Genomic DNA, 16,775 nt, shown 5'->3' with positions numbered 1-16,775 from the left:
AACATAATGAGCGTTTATATTAATAAAGATACGAAAGTGATCGTTCAGGGAATCACTGGCTCAACAGCATTATTTCATACAAAACAGATGTTAGAATACGGTACGAAAATCGTTGCAGGGGTCACTCCGGGTAAAGGTGGAACAGAAGCGGAAGGGGTACCTGTATATAATACAGTTTCCGAAGCTGTCACTGAAACAGGGGCGAATGCATCGGTTATCTATGTACCGGCTCCATTTGCAGCAGATGCAATTCTAGAAGCGGTTGACGCGGAGATTGATCTCGTCATCTGTATTACCGAGCATATTCCAGTCCTTGATATGGTTAAGGTCAAGCGGTATATGGAAGGCAAAAAAACACGCTTAATTGGACCTAACTGTCCGGGTGTGATTACCCCGGAAGAATGCAAAATCGGGATAATGCCTGGCTATATCCACAAAAAAGGCCATATTGGCGTGGTTTCTCGCTCTGGTACTCTGACTTATGAAGCCGTACATCAATTATCACAAGAAGGTATTGGGCAATCATCAGCTGTCGGCATTGGTGGGGACCCTGTTAATGGGACTGATTTCATTGATGTGCTTAAAGCGTTCAATGAAGATCCAGAAACCCATGCGGTAATCATGATAGGGGAAATCGGTGGCACAGCAGAAGAAGAAGCGGCCATTTGGGTTAAGGAAAATATGACGAAACCGGTTGTTGGATTCATTGGAGGACGTACGGCTCCAGCTGGAAAACGTATGGGACATGCTGGTGCAATTATTTCAGGAGGAAAAGGAACAGCCGATGAAAAAATCCGCGTCATGAATGAATGTGGAATTAAAGTTGCTGAAACACCATCGGTCATGGGAGAAACCTTGATATCCGTCTTAAAAGAAAAAGGCATGTACGAACCTTGTAAAACGCATTAATAAGAGATGGGCCGACCTGATATTGGTCGGCCTTTATTTCACTTCTATAGTAAGTACCCTTCGAAAGTATCCATGACATCTTCGTTTGACAAACCATACGACCATCCCCTGCTTTTGAATAATCCTCAAAGGAGTGCTTCCAAATTGAACAGAAATGAAAAGCTAATCCACCTTCATCATTGTCGTGGTGCAGGCTGGAAAACGATAAAAATGATCTTGGCTGCAGACCCATCCCTCACCACCCTCTTTACAAAAACGTATGCTGAATGGAAAGAAATTCTCACCATCCCGAACGACAAACTCCAACTCTTTCTCGCAGACTTGCATTCTTACAATACGATTGAAAAACTGAAACAATATGAAAATAATCAAATCCACTGTATGACGATTTTTGATGAAGACTATCCATATCTATTAAGACAAATTTTCGATCCCCCCTGGGTGCTTTATTTAAAAGGCAATAAACAGCTTTTAGCTAAGAAGAATACCATAGGTGTCGTTGGTACACGGAATCCAACCTCGTACGGGTTAGAGGCCTTAAAAACGATTTTAACGCCACTCGTAAAGAGAAAATTCGTGATTATTAGTGGAGTGGCAGTTGGAATTGACGCGATTGCCCATAAAATCACGTTGAACGAAGGTGGACATACGATAGGGGTTTTAGGAGGGGGATTAATGCACATTTATCCGAAAATCAATATTCCACTCGCAAGGGTGATCATCGATAAGGGATTGCTTCTTTCGGAAACCCCTCCGACTAGGAGATCGGAACCTTGGATGTTCCCTCTCCGCAATAGAATCATCAGTGGTTTATCGCAGGGGATTTTCGTGGTAGAGGCAAAGCAGAGAAGTGGTTCGCTTATCACAGCGCAGGCTGCACTTGACCAGGGAAGGGACGTATTTGCACTTCCTGGTAATATAACTAGTCTTGAATCAATGGGGACTAATCAATTAATTCAAGAGGGAGCTAAATTAGTTTTGACAGCTGAACAGATTGAGGAGGAATATTAAAACAATATAATATAGAAGATATACGGTGAAACCTCCAATTTTTGTCGAAAAAGGTGCTTTTTTAGGTGAATAGAATAAAATATTAGACAAAAAGGTTGAAAAAATTGTAAAACTGTTATAAGTTTTGCAACAGGCACCTCTTGTCAAAATATCTAAATCCTGATGAATCAGCGGGATTGGAAAAGTAAAGAGGTGTTGACAAATGATTTTTGAATGATTAATAATAGTGAAGATTTATATTACCTCTTTGAGGAGGATTTATTGGATGTCAGATTACTTAGTGATTGTGGAATCGCCCGCAAAAGCAAAGACGATAGAGCGATACTTAGGAAAGAAATATAAAGTTAAAGCTTCCATGGGTCATGTACGCGATCTACCTAAAAGTCAAACGGGTGTCGATGTTGAACATGGCTATGAACCTAAATATATAACAATCCGCGGCAAAGGCCCGGTTTTAAAAGAATTGAAAACAGCAGCAAAAAAAGCAAAAAAAATCTATCTCGCAGCTGACCCCGACAGAGAAGGTGAAGCGATTGCCTGGCATTTAGCGCATAGCCTCGACGTCGACATAAACTCGGATTGCCGTGTCGTATTCAATGAGATTACGAAAGAAGCAATCAAAGAATCATTTAAATCTCCGAGACCGATTAATATGCAATTGGTTGATGCCCAGCAGGCAAGGAGGATATTGGATCGTTTGGTCGGGTACAATATTTCCCCTCTATTGTGGAAAAAAGTGAAAAAAGGCTTGAGTGCCGGACGGGTTCAATCAGTTGCAGTCCGAATGATCATAGATCGTGAAAAAGAAATCAAAGACTTCGTTCCTGAAGAGTATTGGACAATCAAGGCCGATTTTGTAAAAGGAAAAGAACAGTTTGAGGGTTCCTTTTTCAGCCTTGCGGGAGAACGTACTGAATTGAATACGGAAGAAGACGTGAAGAAGGTTCTGGATTCTTTGAGCGGTGGGGAATTTACAATCGGTACCGTGACGAAAAAGGAAAGAAAACGTAATCCAGCTGCACCATTCACAACTTCTTCCCTACAACAGGAAGCTGCGCGTAAATTGAATTTCAGGGCCAAGAAAACGATGATGCTTGCCCAGCAGCTTTACGAAGGAATTGAGCTAGGAAAAGAAGGAACAGTCGGACTGATTACTTACATGAGAACGGATTCAACCCGGATTTCCGATGTGGCTAAGCTCGAAGCGCATAACTTCATCTCAACTAGTTATGGTGAAGAGTATGTGCAGACGGAACAGCGTAAAGAGAAAAAACAGACAAATGCCCAGGATGCCCATGAAGCAGTGAGACCGACTAGCACACTGCGGGAACCAGGTTTAGTGAAAGAATTTTTATCCAGAGACCAATTCCGTTTATATAAATTGATCTGGGAACGTTTCGTTTCAAGTCAAATGTCTTCTGCTGTTATGGATACAATGAGCATCGACTTACATAACGGAGATGTCATATTCAGAGCAAATGGATCGAAAGTTAAATTTCCTGGTTTTATGAAGGTCTATGTTGAAGGAACGGATGACTCGGTGGAGGAAAAGGAGAATACCCTTCCTGATGTGAAAAAAGGTGATCAATTCTTTTCAAAAGATGTTGAGCCTAAGCAGCATTTCACGCAACCGCCGCCCCGCTATACAGAGGCACGTCTTGTTAAAACGCTGGAAGAATTAGGCATAGGTCGGCCATCCACTTATGCCCCTACTTTGGATACGATACAAAAAAGGGGTTACGTCACGCTTGATAACAAACGATTTATCCCGACCGAACTTGGTGAAATAGTCCTTGAACTAATTCGCGAATTCTTCCCATATATCCTGGATGCTGAATTCACAGCCAAGATGGAACAGGAGTTTGATGGTGTAGAGGCTGGAAGTGTTGAATGGGTTAATGTCATTGATGACTTCTACAAGGATTTTGCTGTTGATTTGGCCAAGGCAGAAGCCGAGATGGAAAAGATTGAAATTAAAGATGAACCTGCTGGCGAGGATTGTGAAGAATGCGGTCATGGAATGGTCTTCAAAATGGGGAGATACGGAAAATTCATGGCATGCAGCAATTTTCCTGACTGCCGTAACACGAAACCAATCGTCAAGGAAATCGGTGTGAAGTGCCCAAAATGTAAAGAAGGAAACATCATAGAGCGGAAAAGTAAAAAACGCCGCCTGTTTTATGGATGCGATACGTATCCAGGGTGTGATTTCATTTCATGGGATAAGCCATTGCCGCGTAATTGTCCAAAATGTGAAGGTACCCTTGTTGAGAAAAAACTTAAAAAAGGCGTACAAGTACAATGTATGGATTGTGATTTCAAAGAGGTACCTCAAGCTTAAGGAAAGGTGGGCAATCATGCCCACCTTTTTCATGTTCACCAGAAAAGGACTGACTCGGGTAGAGCTGAGTTTCTTCATATTAGGTAAGGTATGATATCATGATAAAGAGAAGGATGTTCCTCGCAGAATATATTGGAAAGGCATGAAACTTTTTAATTTTGCTCAAGTATTGTAAAATTCAGTGGACAAGTGCCTTCATTTAAAGTTATAATTCCTCTTTGTGTCCAGTTATTGTTTCTGTAAGAACACGACTTAAGGCATTTATCCAAATAGACATACTTAAAAAGTGCATCAGCAGGAATGTGCAAGATGGGGTATACATATAAACATATCGTTAAAATGAAGATTTTGTAAAAAACATTTTTGATGATAAATCTTCCTGTTTTATCATATCTATACATGGAGGTTCGAAATATGAAAGAAGCAAAAGTAAGTGTAATTGGTGCTGGGCTTGCAGGAAGTGAAGCTGCTTGGCAATTAGCTAAAAGAGGAATAAAAGTTGATTTGTACGAAATGCGTCCGGTTAAGCAAACGCCTGCACACCATACCGATAAATTCGCTGAACTTGTTTGTTCCAATTCACTTCGGGCAAATACGTTAACAAATGCTGTAGGTGTTTTAAAAGAAGAGATGCGAACATTGGATTCCGTTATTATTTCCGCAGCAGATACTTGTGCTGTTCCTGCTGGTGGTGCATTAGCCGTCGATCGTCACGAATTTGCTGACCTTGTAACGGAGAGGGTGAAAAATCATCCAAATGTGACCGTGTTCCATGAAGAAGTGACAGAGATTCCTGAGGGTCCAACCGTCATAGCTACGGGTCCATTGACTAGCCAATCTTTATCGGATAGCTTGAAGCAAATTATGGATGAAGAATATTTATATTTCTATGATGCTGCAGCTCCAATTCTTGAAAAAGAAAGCATCAATATGGATAAAGTCTATTTAAAGTCCCGCTATGATAAAGGGGAAGCTGCTTACTTGAACTGTCCGATGACCGAAGAAGAATTCGATCGGTTTTATGAAGCGCTGATTTCTGCAGAAACTGTGCCACTTAAGGAATTTGAAAAAGAAATCTTCTTCGAAGGGTGCATGCCAATAGAAGTAATGGCATCTCGTGGGAAAAAGACGATGCTATTCGGACCGTTGAAGCCGGTTGGATTGGAAGATCCAAAAACGGGTAAACGACCATTTGCTGTCGTTCAACTTCGTCAAGATGATGCAGCTGGAACCCTTTATAACATTGTTGGTTTTCAGACACATTTAAAATGGGGACCTCAAAAAGAGGTACTTCAGCTGATTCCAGGATTAGAGAATGCTGAAATTGTCCGTTATGGAGTGATGCACCGCAATACATTCATCAACTCTCCGAATGTGTTAAAGCCGACCTATCAATTCAAAAACCGGGAAGATTTATTCTTTGCCGGCCAGATGACGGGTGTGGAAGGGTATGTGGAGTCTGCCGCATCAGGACTGGTCGCCGGAATTAATGCAGCAAGACTGGTTCAAGGGATGGAACCAATCGTTTTCCCTGCTGAAACGACGATGGGGAGCATGGCAAGGTATATTACGTCCACTAACGGGAAGAGCTTCCAGCCGATGAATGCGAATTTTGGTCTCCTCCCAGATTTAGAAATCAGAATCAAGTCGAAAAAGGAACGAAATGAGGCACATGCAAATCGCGCTTTAGACACAATTCAGAACTTTGTGAAAAGTTTGTAAAATCATTTGCCTGCTGTTTTAAAGTATGATACTATTTATAAGCCTTTGCGAGGTGTTTCTATGATCAATCAAAATAAGGCGTTATCTTCCTTCATTGAATATCTACAAATAGAAAAAAATAGTTCACACTACACGATTGAAAATTACAAGCGGGATATTCACGAATTTTTCTTATTCCTGAACGAACAACGGATTACCGATGTCGCGTCAGTCGAATATATGGATGTCCGGCTATATTTGACGAATTTATATGAGAAACAACTTTCAAAGAGGACTGTAGCAAGAAAAACATCTTGTTTGCGTAGTTTTTATAAATTTCTAATGAGGGAAGGGGAAGTCAAGGATAATCCTTTTTCCCTTGCATCTTTACCCAAAAAGGAACAGAGATTGCCTCGCTTTCTGTATGAGGAAGAAGTCAATCAGTTGTTTTCTTCTTTAAAGAAAGATACCCCAATTGAAATCAGAAACGTTGCATTACTGGAATTACTGTATGCTACTGGCATTCGCGTAAGTGAGTGCTGTGAAATCAAAGTACAGGATATCGATCTCTCGCTTGGAACCGTACTGATCCATGGAAAAGGGAAGAAAGATCGGTATGTCCCGGTTGGCAGTTATGCTCAGGAAGCGATAGATTTATACATACGTACAGCCAGGATGGAAATGACATCGTCTGACGCTAAGGCGCATGCTTATTTATTTGTTAACTTTCGCGGAGAACCCCTTACACCTAGGGGGATCCGTTATATATTAAATGAATTGATTAAAAAGTCGGCCGCTGATGGAAATCTGCATCCCCATATGTTGAGGCATTCATTTGCCACTCACCTTTTAAATAACGGAGCAGATATACGTACGGTTCAGGAACTGCTTGGACATTCAAAAATTTCATCTACGCAAGTGTATACGCATGTAACAAAGGACCAATTAAAAAAAGTCTACAATGCATCACATCCGCGGGCTTAAAAGTTGAAAGGGGACACTTTATGACAACGATATTTGCAGTGCATCATAAAGGAGAATGTGCCATGTCCGGTGATGGGCAGGTTACTTTAGGGAATTCAGTAGTGATGAAGCATACGGCAAGAAAAGTGAGGAAAATCTTTAACGGGAATGTCCTGGCAGGTTTTGCAGGTTCTGTTGCAGACGCATTCACTCTTTTCGAAATGTTTGAAGCCAAGCTTGAGGAATACAATGGGAATCTTCAACGTGCAGCCGTCGAAATGGCGAAGCAATGGCGGAGTGATAATGTGCTTAGAAAGCTGGAAGCAATGTTAATTGTCATGAATAAACAAGATTTGCTTCTCGTTTCCGGTACTGGAGAAGTAATTGAACCTGACGACGGGATTCTAGCCATAGGATCTGGTGGAAATTATGCTCTAGCTGCAGGCAGGGCTTTAAAGCGTTTTTCTAGTGAAAACCTATCGGCAAGGGAAATAGCCCAATCATCTTTACAAATTGCAGCGGAAATTTGTGTATTTACAAATACGAATATAATCGTGGAAGAGTTGTAAGGAGGAGCGCACAATGTCAAAGAAAACTAATTTAACACCGAGGCAAATCGTAGAGAAACTGGATCAATATATTGTAGGACAGAGTGAAGCAAAACGTGCAGTAGCGGTAGCATTGCGTAATCGATATCGTCGTTCTTTACTCTCAGAACAACTTCGTGATGAAGTCGTTCCGAAAAACATATTAATGATTGGACCGACTGGTGTTGGGAAAACAGAAATTGCTCGGAGAATGGCTAAATTGGTTGGTGCTCCTTTTGTGAAAGTGGAAGCAACGAAATTTACGGAAGTCGGTTATGTCGGCCGTGATGTAGAATCCATGGTGCGTGATTTAGTGGAGACTTCCGTCCGCCTCGTGAAGGAAGAAAAGATGGTTAGTGTCAGAGAACGGGCAGAGGAAAATGCCAATCGCCGTTTAATTGATTTATTAGTGCCATCTAATAAAAAACAGAGCAATTTCAAAAACCCTCTCGAAGCATTTTTCGGAGGAGGAACGAATCAAGCTGAACAGGATTCGAGTGACAACTCAGAAGATTTAAGCCTTCAGCAAAAAAGAAAGCTTGTGGCCAATCAGCTGGCTAAAGGCGAGTTAGAGAATGAAATGATTACAGTTGAGGTGGAAGAACAGGCCGCATCCATGTTTGATATGCTACAAGGTTCGGGAATGGAACAAATGGGGATGAATATGCAGGATGCCTTGGGAAGCTTGATGCCCAAGAAAAATAAAAAGCGTAAATTGAAAGTAAGCGAAGCACGAGTTGTCTTGACCAATGAGGAAGCGGCAAAATTAATCGACATGGATGAAGTAACATCGGATGCTGTATACGGTGCAGAGCAAAATGGGATAATATTCATCGATGAAATTGATAAGATCGCTAGCAAACAGTCGGGAAGTTCTTCAGCGGACGTTTCAAGAGAAGGTGTACAACGGGATATCCTTCCAATTGTTGAAGGGTCTACAGTTGTAACAAAATACGGATCCGTTAAAACCGATCATGTACTCTTCATTGCAGCAGGGGCTTTCCATACGGCTAAACCCTCGGATCTTATTCCTGAGCTGCAGGGCCGTTTTCCAATCCGTGTGGAATTAAACAAATTGACCGTCGAAGACTTTGTGAAAATTTTACACGAGCCGGATAATGCCCTGTTAAAGCAATATGTAGCTTTATTAGAAACAGAAGGTATAGAAATTGAATTTTCTGACGAAGCTGTAAGTAAGATAGCAGAAGTGGCTTTCGAGGTTAATCAAAACACAGATAATATTGGGGCAAGGCGCCTTCATACAATCCTGGAGCGTCTTCTAGAGGACTTATCTTTCGAAGCTCCTGACATTACGATGGAGAAGATTACAATCACTCCTCAATATGTCGAAGATAAGCTGGGCTCGATTGCCCGTAATAAAGACTTAAGCCAGTTTATCCTTTAGAATGAACCAGCGGCAATATTCATTGCCTAAGCAAATTACATCACATTACGGAAATACAACTTCATAGTCAATTGTGAACCATGGTATTTTTAGGAGGAACAAGTCAGATGAACTTATTAGCAAAAACAAGAAAAATTAATGCAATGCTCCAAAAAGCAGCAGGAAAAGCAGTTAATTTCAAAGAAATGGCAGAAAGTTTAAGTGAAGTAATTGAAGCGAATGTATTCGTCGTTAGCCGTCGCGGAAAATTACTTGGAATCGCAGTAAGCCAACAAATCGAAAATGAACGTATGTATAAAATGTTAGAAGATAAGCAATTCCCTGAAGTGTATACAAAGAATCTATTCAACATCCAAGAAACATCTTCTAACCTCGATATTGAAAGCGAATATACAGCTTTCCCAATTGAGAATAAAGAGTTGTTTTCAAATGGCCTAACTACCATCGTTCCTATCATGGGTGGGGGAGACCGTTTAGGAACATTGATTCTTGCTCGATTACAAGATAAGTTCCATGATGACGACTTAATCTTGGCGGAGTATGGAGCCACTGTTGTTGGAATGGAAATCCTTCGTGAGAAATCAGAAGAGATTGAAGAAGAGGCACGTAGTAAAGCAGTCGTTCAAATGGCTATATCTTCCCTTTCTTACAGTGAATTAGAAGCTATTGAACATATCTTCGAAGAACTTAAAGGGAACGAAGGATTACTTGTTGCATCAAAGATTGCAGACCGGGTTGGTATCACTCGTTCAGTAATCGTGAATGCACTTAGAAAACTTGAAAGCGCCGGCGTTATTGAGTCACGTTCATTAGGGATGAAAGGTACGTACATCAAAGTATTGAACGATAAATTCCTTAACGAGTTAGAAAAACTTAAAAATAACTAAAATTCAGCTCTAGATATAAAGCTGATAGTACCAAAGGAAAGGGTTCGGGAATTTAATTCCCGAATCCTTTTTTTATCTTTAAATGTAGATGGAGAAAATTAGCATCTCGGTTTCTAGCAACCTAATATGGCACGATCTCTTAGTGGGTGAGAGATCGTGCCTTTTTGGGGTTAGGTACGAAATATAATCGTATATATATTAAATTGCACTTATTTAATATATCCTTCATCAGGTAAAACTAAGGTAGTAGTTATAAGAACATGTAGGAGGTTCAATTTATAATGAAGTTTTCCATTATAGGGTAATTGGAATCAAATTCTAATAGGCAGTATGAGGATAAAGAATCGTTTATCCAAAATACAGTATAATTTTCCTTATAAAGGGTAATTATACTGTAATAGCTATCTGAATAGACAGTCCCCTATGGTCAATAAAAGATTGTTTTCGTTAATTTTAAGAATACTTTATATCTGAGGCATTTATTAATCGGAATTTCCGGGAAGTTTAATATGAGGAAAAAAGTCGAATGCTTTAATAGTTTTATATTCTTTCAAAAAAATTAGGAAGTCAGTATTTGTAAAAAATCTGATTTTTTACACGTTAATTCACCCTTTACTGAAGCAGTATGTAGATTACCATTAAACTATTACCAATATATACCTGATGGTTTCTATACTATTTAGTTCTAAAGTATCAGGTATATTGGTTTGTGATTCTGTATGATAAATAAGTATTTAAAGATAAAAAATGGATAAAATCATAAAATAATGTAATATGACGTCACAATTGACTAGAAATTTAAATAAAAAAGCTATAAATTTGAGCAATTTGTGACATTTTTCGACTATAATAGGTCTAAAGTCTATATATTGATTATAGACATCGTTCTTGCATTTCTTTAAAATTAAGGATATTAACATAATGGATTTATTTATCACATAAGTTATTATTTGCTTGGATAGAAAGAGGTGAGCGATAAAATGGAATTATTTTCAAATACTTTTCAATCACTGGAAAACGCTCTGAATTTTTCTAGTACGAAACAAAAGGTCATTTCGCAAAATATTGCTAATTCCGATACGCCGAATTATAAGGCGAAAGATGTTTCTAATACAAAGTCCTTTCAAACAGAACTTGATATGGCCATTCAATCATATCGTACCGATGACAGGCACTTTACCTTTAAATCAAACGGTAAAGCGACTTCTTCCATTGTTACACAGAACAATGTGAATTATAACAGTAACGGGAACAGTGTGGATGTCGATAAAGAAATGACGGACCTGGCTACAAATCAAATTTATTATAATGCTGTAACGGATAGGCTTTCAGGTAAATTTCAATCTTTGGAATCTGTGATTAGGGGTGGGAAGTAATGGGGATTTATCAGAGTATTAATACGACAGGCTCGGCCTTGACTGCCCAACGGCTTCGGATGGATGTGATTTCTGCCAATATGGCCAATGCCGATACGACTAGAGCTGAATTTGATGCGGAGACGGGACAATGGAAACCTTATTCTAGAAAATCGGTTGTTCTGCAAAATAAGGAAGCAAGTTTTGCAAGTTTTCTAGACGCAGCAGCAGGAAAAACGAACGGAACGGGTACAGGTGTAAAAGTATCAGGGATTGTAAAAGATGAAACACCATTTGAACTGGATTACAATCCAGATCATCCAGATGCAAATGAAGATGGATATGTAGAGATGCCAAACGTGGATCCACTGAGAGAAATGGTCGACTTAATGAGCGTCACTAGATCGTATGAAGCCAATGTCACTGTTTTGAACGCATCAAAGGGAATGATGATGAAGGCATTAGAAATCGGTAAATAATTTTTGATGGGAGCGTGTGCATTATGGAGGGGATTTCTCTTTCGAGCATAAGCAATGTAGATAAAGCATGGAAAAGTAAACAGACTAACACAAGTACACCATACGAAGCGCAACAAGATTTTGCGTCCGTATTAAAAGAAACTATGAATAAAGTTAACGAAGCCCAGGTATCATCGGACAGCCTTACAGCTAAGTTAGCTAACGGAGAAGACGTAGAACTCCATAATGTGATGATTGCTTCACAAAAGGCGAGCATTACGATGCAGGCTACGTTAGAAGTTCGGAATAAAGTGGTCGAAGCCTACCAGGAAATGATGAGAATGAGCATTTAACATTCATTTTAAAGACCTCATATAAAGAGAGAAAAAATGGCTTGGGGGGAAAATGCCTCCTCTCATAAATTCATAGAATGACCGGGGGATTTAAATGAATGATGCACTAGTGAACTTTAAAAATAAAATAACTGGTTACTGGAGTACAAGAAGTAGAAAACAAAAGATGATAATGATTGGTTCAACGGCATTAGTCATCATCATCATCATGGTTGCCTCATTTTTCGCAACCCGAACGACATTGGTTCCGTTATATTCCAATCTGAAACCATCCGAAACGGGAAGCATAAAAGAAAATTTAGACAGTCAAGGAATAAAAAACGAGATTGCGGATAACGGTACAACCATCAAAGTACCACAAGAAAGTGTTGATACACTCAAAGTCGAGCTTGCGGCTGAGGGTATACCGGAGTCTGGTAGCATCGATTATTCATTCTTTAGCCAGGGTGCTGGATTGGGAATGACCGAAAATGAGTTTAATGTAATTAAATTGGATACGATGCAAACAGAATTATCCAATTTAATAAAGAAAATTGATGGGGTCGAGGACGCTAGCGTCATGATTACGCTACCTGATAAAGGAGTCTTTGTCAGCGAATCCGCCGGTGAAGCTTCAGCATCGATAGTATTGAATACGAAATCGGGCTATAAATTCGAGGAGAGCCAAGTCAATTCCCTATATCATCTTGTTTCGAAAAGTGTTCCCAACCTTCCTACGGATAATATCGTCATTATGAATCAAGATTTTGAGTACTATGACCTTAAAAGTGAAAATTCGTCGTTCGGTTCTGCTTTTCAATCTCAAAATGAGATAAAAAAAGAAATAGAACGAGATATACAAAGACAAGTGCAAAATATGCTTGGAACAATAATGGGTCGGGATAAAGTGGCCGTTTCCGTTACGACCGACGTTGATTTTACTCAAGAAAATCGGGAAGAGAACCTTGTGGAGCCGGTGGATGAGGAAAATATGGCTGGTATTGAAATTTCAGCCCAAAGAATCAACGAATCCTATAGCGGGGACGCGGCTGGAAATGGGGGAATTCCCCAAAGCGAGGACTCTGCTGATTCATTGGGTTCTAGTTACGTAGAAGGTACGACAGGTTCAGGTGATTATGAAAAATCAGATGAAACAATAAATAGTGAAGTGAACCGAATCAAGAAAGAAATCGTTGAAAGTCCATATAAAGTCAAGGATTTAGGCATTCAAGTCATGGTGGAACCACCTACCGCTGATGATCCGAATTCATTATCTCAACAGAGTGTGGATGATATCACACAAATCCTAAGCACGATTATCCGAACGACGATTGATAAGAAAGCGGTAGGGGAAGAGCTGACAGATGATGAATTAAATCAGAAGATTGCCATTTCAGTACAACCGTTTAATGGAAAAATGAAGATTTCGGAAGAGGAGAATGCTTCCTCACTACCGATATGGGTTTATATTGTTGGTAGCGTCCTATTGTTAGTCATTATCATTCTATTAGTCTTATTCTTCCGTTCAAGACGTCAACGGGATATGGAAGAGGAGTACTACGAGGAAGTGAAAGAAGAAGCCCAATTCGAAGTTCCTGATTTAAATAAAGAGACCGAAACGGAGGCCTCTTTAAAAAGGAAACAGCTTGAAAAATTGGCTAAAGAAAAGCCGGATGAATTCGCAAAATTATTAAGAAGCTGGATAGCAGAAGATTAGGAGGCCATTCAAGTGACAGATCGAAAGAAAAAGGCGGGATTAACAGGAAAACAAAAAGCGGCGATCCTCCTAATTTCCTTAGGCCCGGATGTTTCTGCATCCGTATATAAGCATCTTTCAGAAGAAGAAATCGAGAGGTTGACTCTGGAAATTTCAGGAGTTAGAAGTGTGGACTCGCACGATAAGGAAGAGATTTTAGAGGAATTCCATAACATCGCTTTAGCACAGGATTATATTTCACAAGGTGGGATAGGATACGCAAAGCAGGTTTTGGAAAAGGCGTTAGGTACCGATCAAGCTGCGGCCATCATTAACCGTTTAACTTCATCCCTGCAAGTTCGGCCTTTCGACTTTGCACGTAAAGCAGATCCAGGACAAATATTGAACTTTATTCAAAATGAGCACCCTCAGACGATTGCCCTGATTTTATCTTATTTAGATCCGACACAGGCCGGACAAATTTTATCAGAATTGCCTCAAGAAGTGCAGGCAGACATTGCAAGAAGGATTGCTTTGATGGATAGCACTTCGCCAGAGATTATTAATGAAGTGGAACAGATATTAGAAAGAAAACTTTCTGCAACCGTTACCCAGGACTATACACAAACCGGCGGCGTCGAAGCTGTGGTAGATGTCTTGAATGGAGTCGATCGCTCCACGGAACGAACCATTTTGGATGCTCTTGAAATTCAAGACCCTGAACTTGCAGAAGAAATCAAGAAGCGGATGTTTGTCTTTGAAGATATCGTGACCCTTGATGGTAGAGCCATTCAACGTGTGGTTCGGGAATCGGATAATGAAGATCTTAAACTTGCACTTAAAGTGGCAAGTGAGGAAGTGAAAGACATTGTATTCCGCAATATGTCCAAACGGATGGTCGAAACCTTTGAAGAAGAAATGGAATATATGGGACCTGTTCGTTTACGTGATGTAGAAGAAGCACAATCAAGAATTGTTGCTGTCATTCGCCGCCTTGAAGAAACTGGTGAAATTGTAATCGCCCGTGGCGGAGGGGATGATATTATTGTCTAGAATTATTAAATCTCATCAGGCGAAGGAAGATGAAAGTAACAAATTCACGATTAAAATCCGGCAATTTGATGTCCAGGTAACAGAAAATGATGAGGGGCAAGTCACCAATCACTTCCCACCTAATGAATTTCTTAATCAAACCATACAAGAAGCGGATGCCATATTAATAGAAGCAAAACAGCAAGCCGAAACGATTGTCGAAGAAATTCAACAAGCAAAGGATTATTGGGAGCAAGAGGAAAAAAGAATATACATTGAACAAGCACAAAAAGAAGGATACCAACAGGGCATTGAGGATGGAATTCAAAAGGGCTATAACGAGATGGCCGGGGACATCGCTTTTGCGAAAGAAGTGGTGGAGGCATCAAAAGTTGATTATCAGCAACATCTTGAATCCTCTGAATCAGTCATTCTAGATATAGCATTGAACGTAGCCAAAAAAATCATCGGACAGCAATTGGAGGCTAAGGAAGAAACATTCTTATCCCTCGTTAAGGGAGCGATTAAAGAAGCAAGGGAATACCGGGAAGTTCAGTTGCACATTCATCCGTCCAGATACCAATCGATTCTTTCTCACAAGGATGAAATGATTGCGATTTTTCCAAAAGAAGCGGAATTATATATTTATCCTGATGATGAATTGGATGAAAGCAGCTGTATCATAGAGTCGGAGAATGGAAGAATTGATGCAAGTGTCGATAGTCAACTACTAGAAATTAAGGCAAAACTATCCGAATTGTTGGAAGGGGAGTAAAGATGAAAGCGAGAGACCTCATACCCTATATTGATGAAGTCGATACATTTAAACACTATGGCCGAGTCAAGCGTGTCGTAGGGTTGATGATTGAATCTCAAGGCCCTGAAAGCTCGGTTGGAGACGTTTGCTATATTTATACCGGTATTCAAAAAAAGAAAAAACCGATATTGGCTGAAGTCGTCGGTTTCCGCGATGAAATGGTTATTCTCATGCCATTTACAGCTGTGAGTGATATTTCACCAGGGTGCATCGTTGAAGGAAGTGGGCGCAGCCTTGAAATAAAAGTGGGAAGCGGATTGATTGGCCAGGTTGTCGATCCTCTAGGTTTTCCTATCGATCATTCCCTCCTTCCGAAGGGACTAGCTACAGTACCAGTCGATCAAGATCCTCCCAATCCTATGGAAAGACCACCGATTGATGAACCGATTGATGTTGGTGTCAGGGTGATAGATAGTCTACTAACAGTCGGAAAAGGGCAACGTGTTGGGATTTTCGCCGGGAGTGGAGTAGGGAAAAGTACATTGCTAGGCATGGTGGCCCGGAATACGACAGCTGACTTAAATGTTATTGGACTTGTTGGGGAACGTGGTCGGGAGGTTCGGGAGTTCATTGAAAAGGATCTTGGTCCAGAGGGATTGGCTCGTTCCATTGTGGTGGTGGCAACTTCCGATCAGCCAGCATTGATGCGGATTAAAGGAGCAATGACAGCAACAGCAATTGCAGAATACTTTCGGGACAAGGGCCTGAATGTAATGTTGATGATGGATTCAGTCACAAGGGTGGCGATGGCCCAAAGGGAAATCGGACTAGCTGTCGGTGAGCCACCTACGACAAAAGGGTATACACCATCGGTATTCGCCATTCTTCCAAGACTTTTAGAAAGAACGGGAACAAATCAACTGGGATCTATCACAGCCTTTTATACAGTTCTTGTTGATGGAGACGATATGAATGAACCAATTGCCGATGCAGTCAGGGGAATATTGGATGGGCATTTCATCTTAGACCGTAATTTGGCTAACAAGGGTCAGTATCCTGCGCTTAACGTTTTAAAGAGTATCAGCCGAGTCATGAATAACATCGTTGGAGAAAGACACAAAAAGTCGGCAGAAGAACTTCGTGCAAACTTATCGACTTATATGGATTCGGAAGATTTGATTAATATAGGAGCTTATAAAAGGGGATCTTCGAAGGAAATAGATAATTCCATAAAACGCTACCCGGAAATCATTTCATTTTTAAAGCAGGGCACTCATGAAAAGGCGCCTAAAGATATAAGTATAGGAAACCTTGTAGATTTGATGGAAAGAGGTGAGTAGC

The 16,775-nt window shown here is 40.4% G+C and carries 15 protein-coding genes; all 15 read left to right on the top strand.

What is annotated here, in order from left to right; all coding sequences use genetic code 11:
- Nucleotides 1-6: 6 nt before the first annotated feature.
- The 15 genes from sucD (at nt 7) to fliI (ending at nt 16,774) form a co-directional block, all read left to right on the top strand.
- Nucleotides 7-909: a succinate--CoA ligase subunit alpha gene (gene sucD / locus ACIQXH_RS09115; RefSeq protein WP_402868308.1), complete on the top strand. Its 903-nt coding sequence runs from the start codon at nt 7-9 to the stop codon at nt 907-909.
- Nucleotides 910-1,053: 144 nt separating this feature from the next.
- Nucleotides 1,054-1,920, top strand: coding sequence for a DNA-processing protein DprA (gene dprA / locus ACIQXH_RS09110; RefSeq protein ID WP_402956290.1), 867 nt, complete (start codon nt 1,054-1,056; stop codon nt 1,918-1,920).
- A gap of 265 nt (nt 1,921-2,185) precedes the next feature.
- On the top strand, nt 2,186-4,261 hold the full coding sequence (gene topA, locus ACIQXH_RS09105) for a type I DNA topoisomerase (protein ID WP_402868312.1): 2,076 nt from the start codon (nt 2,186-2,188) through the stop codon (nt 4,259-4,261).
- A 399-nt stretch (nt 4,262-4,660) separates the two neighbouring features.
- Nucleotides 4,661-5,983, top strand: coding sequence for an FADH(2)-oxidizing methylenetetrahydrofolate--tRNA-(uracil(54)-C(5))-methyltransferase TrmFO (trmFO, locus tag ACIQXH_RS09100; RefSeq protein ID WP_402868313.1), 1,323 nt, complete (start codon nt 4,661-4,663; stop codon nt 5,981-5,983).
- Nucleotides 5,984-6,043: 60 nt separating this feature from the next.
- Nucleotides 6,044-6,946 (top strand): tyrosine recombinase XerC, encoded by a 903-nt coding sequence (xerC, locus tag ACIQXH_RS09095; protein ID WP_403123181.1) that lies wholly within the window; start codon nt 6,044-6,046, stop codon nt 6,944-6,946.
- A 20-nt stretch (nt 6,947-6,966) separates the two neighbouring features.
- Nucleotides 6,967-7,494 (top strand): HslVU peptidase proteolytic subunit, encoded by a 528-nt coding sequence (gene hslV / locus ACIQXH_RS09090; RefSeq protein WP_402868317.1) that lies wholly within the window; start codon nt 6,967-6,969, stop codon nt 7,492-7,494.
- A 13-nt stretch (nt 7,495-7,507) separates the two neighbouring features.
- Entirely contained in the window at nt 7,508-8,917 is a 1,410-nt protein-coding gene (gene hslU, locus ACIQXH_RS09085; protein ID WP_402868319.1) for an ATP-dependent protease ATPase subunit HslU, read from the top strand.
- 107 nt (nt 8,918-9,024) lie between these two features.
- On the top strand, nt 9,025-9,804 hold the full coding sequence (codY, locus tag ACIQXH_RS09080) for a GTP-sensing pleiotropic transcriptional regulator CodY (RefSeq protein ID WP_402868321.1): 780 nt from the start codon (nt 9,025-9,027) through the stop codon (nt 9,802-9,804).
- 980 nt (nt 9,805-10,784) lie between these two features.
- Nucleotides 10,785-11,180: a flagellar basal body rod protein FlgB gene (flgB, locus tag ACIQXH_RS09075; RefSeq protein ID WP_402868323.1), complete on the top strand. Its 396-nt coding sequence runs from the start codon at nt 10,785-10,787 to the stop codon at nt 11,178-11,180.
- Entirely contained in the window at nt 11,180-11,638 is a 459-nt protein-coding gene (flgC, locus tag ACIQXH_RS09070) for a flagellar basal body rod protein FlgC (protein ID WP_403123178.1), read from the top strand. The genes flgB and flgC overlap by 1 nt, the downstream gene beginning before the upstream one ends.
- Before the next feature lie 23 nt (nt 11,639-11,661).
- Nucleotides 11,662-11,970 carry a flagellar hook-basal body complex protein FliE gene (gene fliE, locus ACIQXH_RS09065; protein WP_402868326.1) on the top strand — a complete coding sequence of 103 codons (309 nt, stop codon included), beginning with the start codon at nt 11,662-11,664 and terminating at the stop codon, nt 11,968-11,970.
- Nucleotides 11,971-12,064: 94 nt separating this feature from the next.
- On the top strand, nt 12,065-13,666 hold the full coding sequence (fliF, locus tag ACIQXH_RS09060; RefSeq protein WP_403123176.1) for a flagellar basal-body MS-ring/collar protein FliF: 1,602 nt from the start codon (nt 12,065-12,067) through the stop codon (nt 13,664-13,666).
- Nucleotides 13,667-13,678: 12 nt separating this feature from the next.
- Nucleotides 13,679-14,698: a flagellar motor switch protein FliG gene (gene fliG, locus ACIQXH_RS09055; protein ID WP_402868329.1), complete on the top strand. Its 1,020-nt coding sequence runs from the start codon at nt 13,679-13,681 to the stop codon at nt 14,696-14,698.
- Nucleotides 14,691-15,452 carry a flagellar assembly protein FliH gene (gene fliH / locus ACIQXH_RS09050; protein ID WP_402868330.1) on the top strand — a complete coding sequence of 254 codons (762 nt, stop codon included), beginning with the start codon at nt 14,691-14,693 and terminating at the stop codon, nt 15,450-15,452. The genes fliG and fliH overlap by 8 nt, the downstream gene beginning before the upstream one ends.
- A gap of 2 nt (nt 15,453-15,454) precedes the next feature.
- Entirely contained in the window at nt 15,455-16,774 is a 1,320-nt protein-coding gene (gene fliI, locus ACIQXH_RS09045; RefSeq protein WP_402868332.1) for a flagellar protein export ATPase FliI, read from the top strand.
- Nucleotide 16,775: the final 1 nt, after the last annotated feature.

Origin of the sequence: Peribacillus sp. NPDC097225 (genome assembly GCF_044761955.1) — a bacterium.
GTDB lineage: Bacteria > Bacillota > Bacilli > Bacillales > DSM-1321 > Peribacillus.
The sequence above is the reverse complement of the archived record's forward strand: the minus strand, read 5'-3'. Positions and strand labels throughout refer to the sequence as shown.

Bases quoted from the DNA above. Each gene is read 5' to 3' on its own strand.
- codY (WP_402868321.1), top strand. From the start codon at position 9,025: ATGAACTTATTAGCAAAAACAAGAAAAATTAATGCAATGCTCCAAAAA.
- topA (WP_402868312.1), top strand. From the start codon at position 2,186: ATGTCAGATTACTTAGTGATTGTGGAATCGCCCGCAAAAGCAAAGACG.
- fliF (WP_403123176.1), top strand. From the start codon at position 12,065: ATGAATGATGCACTAGTGAACTTTAAAAATAAAATAACTGGTTACTGG.
- flgC (WP_403123178.1), top strand. From the start codon at position 11,180: ATGGGGATTTATCAGAGTATTAATACGACAGGCTCGGCCTTGACTGCC.
- trmFO (WP_402868313.1), top strand. From the start codon at position 4,661: ATGGAGGTTCGAAATATGAAAGAAGCAAAAGTAAGTGTAATTGGTGCT.
- fliI (WP_402868332.1), top strand. From the start codon at position 15,455: ATGAAAGCGAGAGACCTCATACCCTATATTGATGAAGTCGATACATTT.
- fliE (WP_402868326.1), top strand. From the start codon at position 11,662: ATGGAGGGGATTTCTCTTTCGAGCATAAGCAATGTAGATAAAGCATGG.
- sucD (WP_402868308.1), top strand. From the start codon at position 7: ATGAGCGTTTATATTAATAAAGATACGAAAGTGATCGTTCAGGGAATC.
- xerC (WP_403123181.1), top strand. From the start codon at position 6,044: ATGATCAATCAAAATAAGGCGTTATCTTCCTTCATTGAATATCTACAA.
- flgB (WP_402868323.1), top strand. From the start codon at position 10,785: ATGGAATTATTTTCAAATACTTTTCAATCACTGGAAAACGCTCTGAAT.
- hslV (WP_402868317.1), top strand. From the start codon at position 6,967: ATGACAACGATATTTGCAGTGCATCATAAAGGAGAATGTGCCATGTCC.
- hslU (WP_402868319.1), top strand. From the start codon at position 7,508: ATGTCAAAGAAAACTAATTTAACACCGAGGCAAATCGTAGAGAAACTG.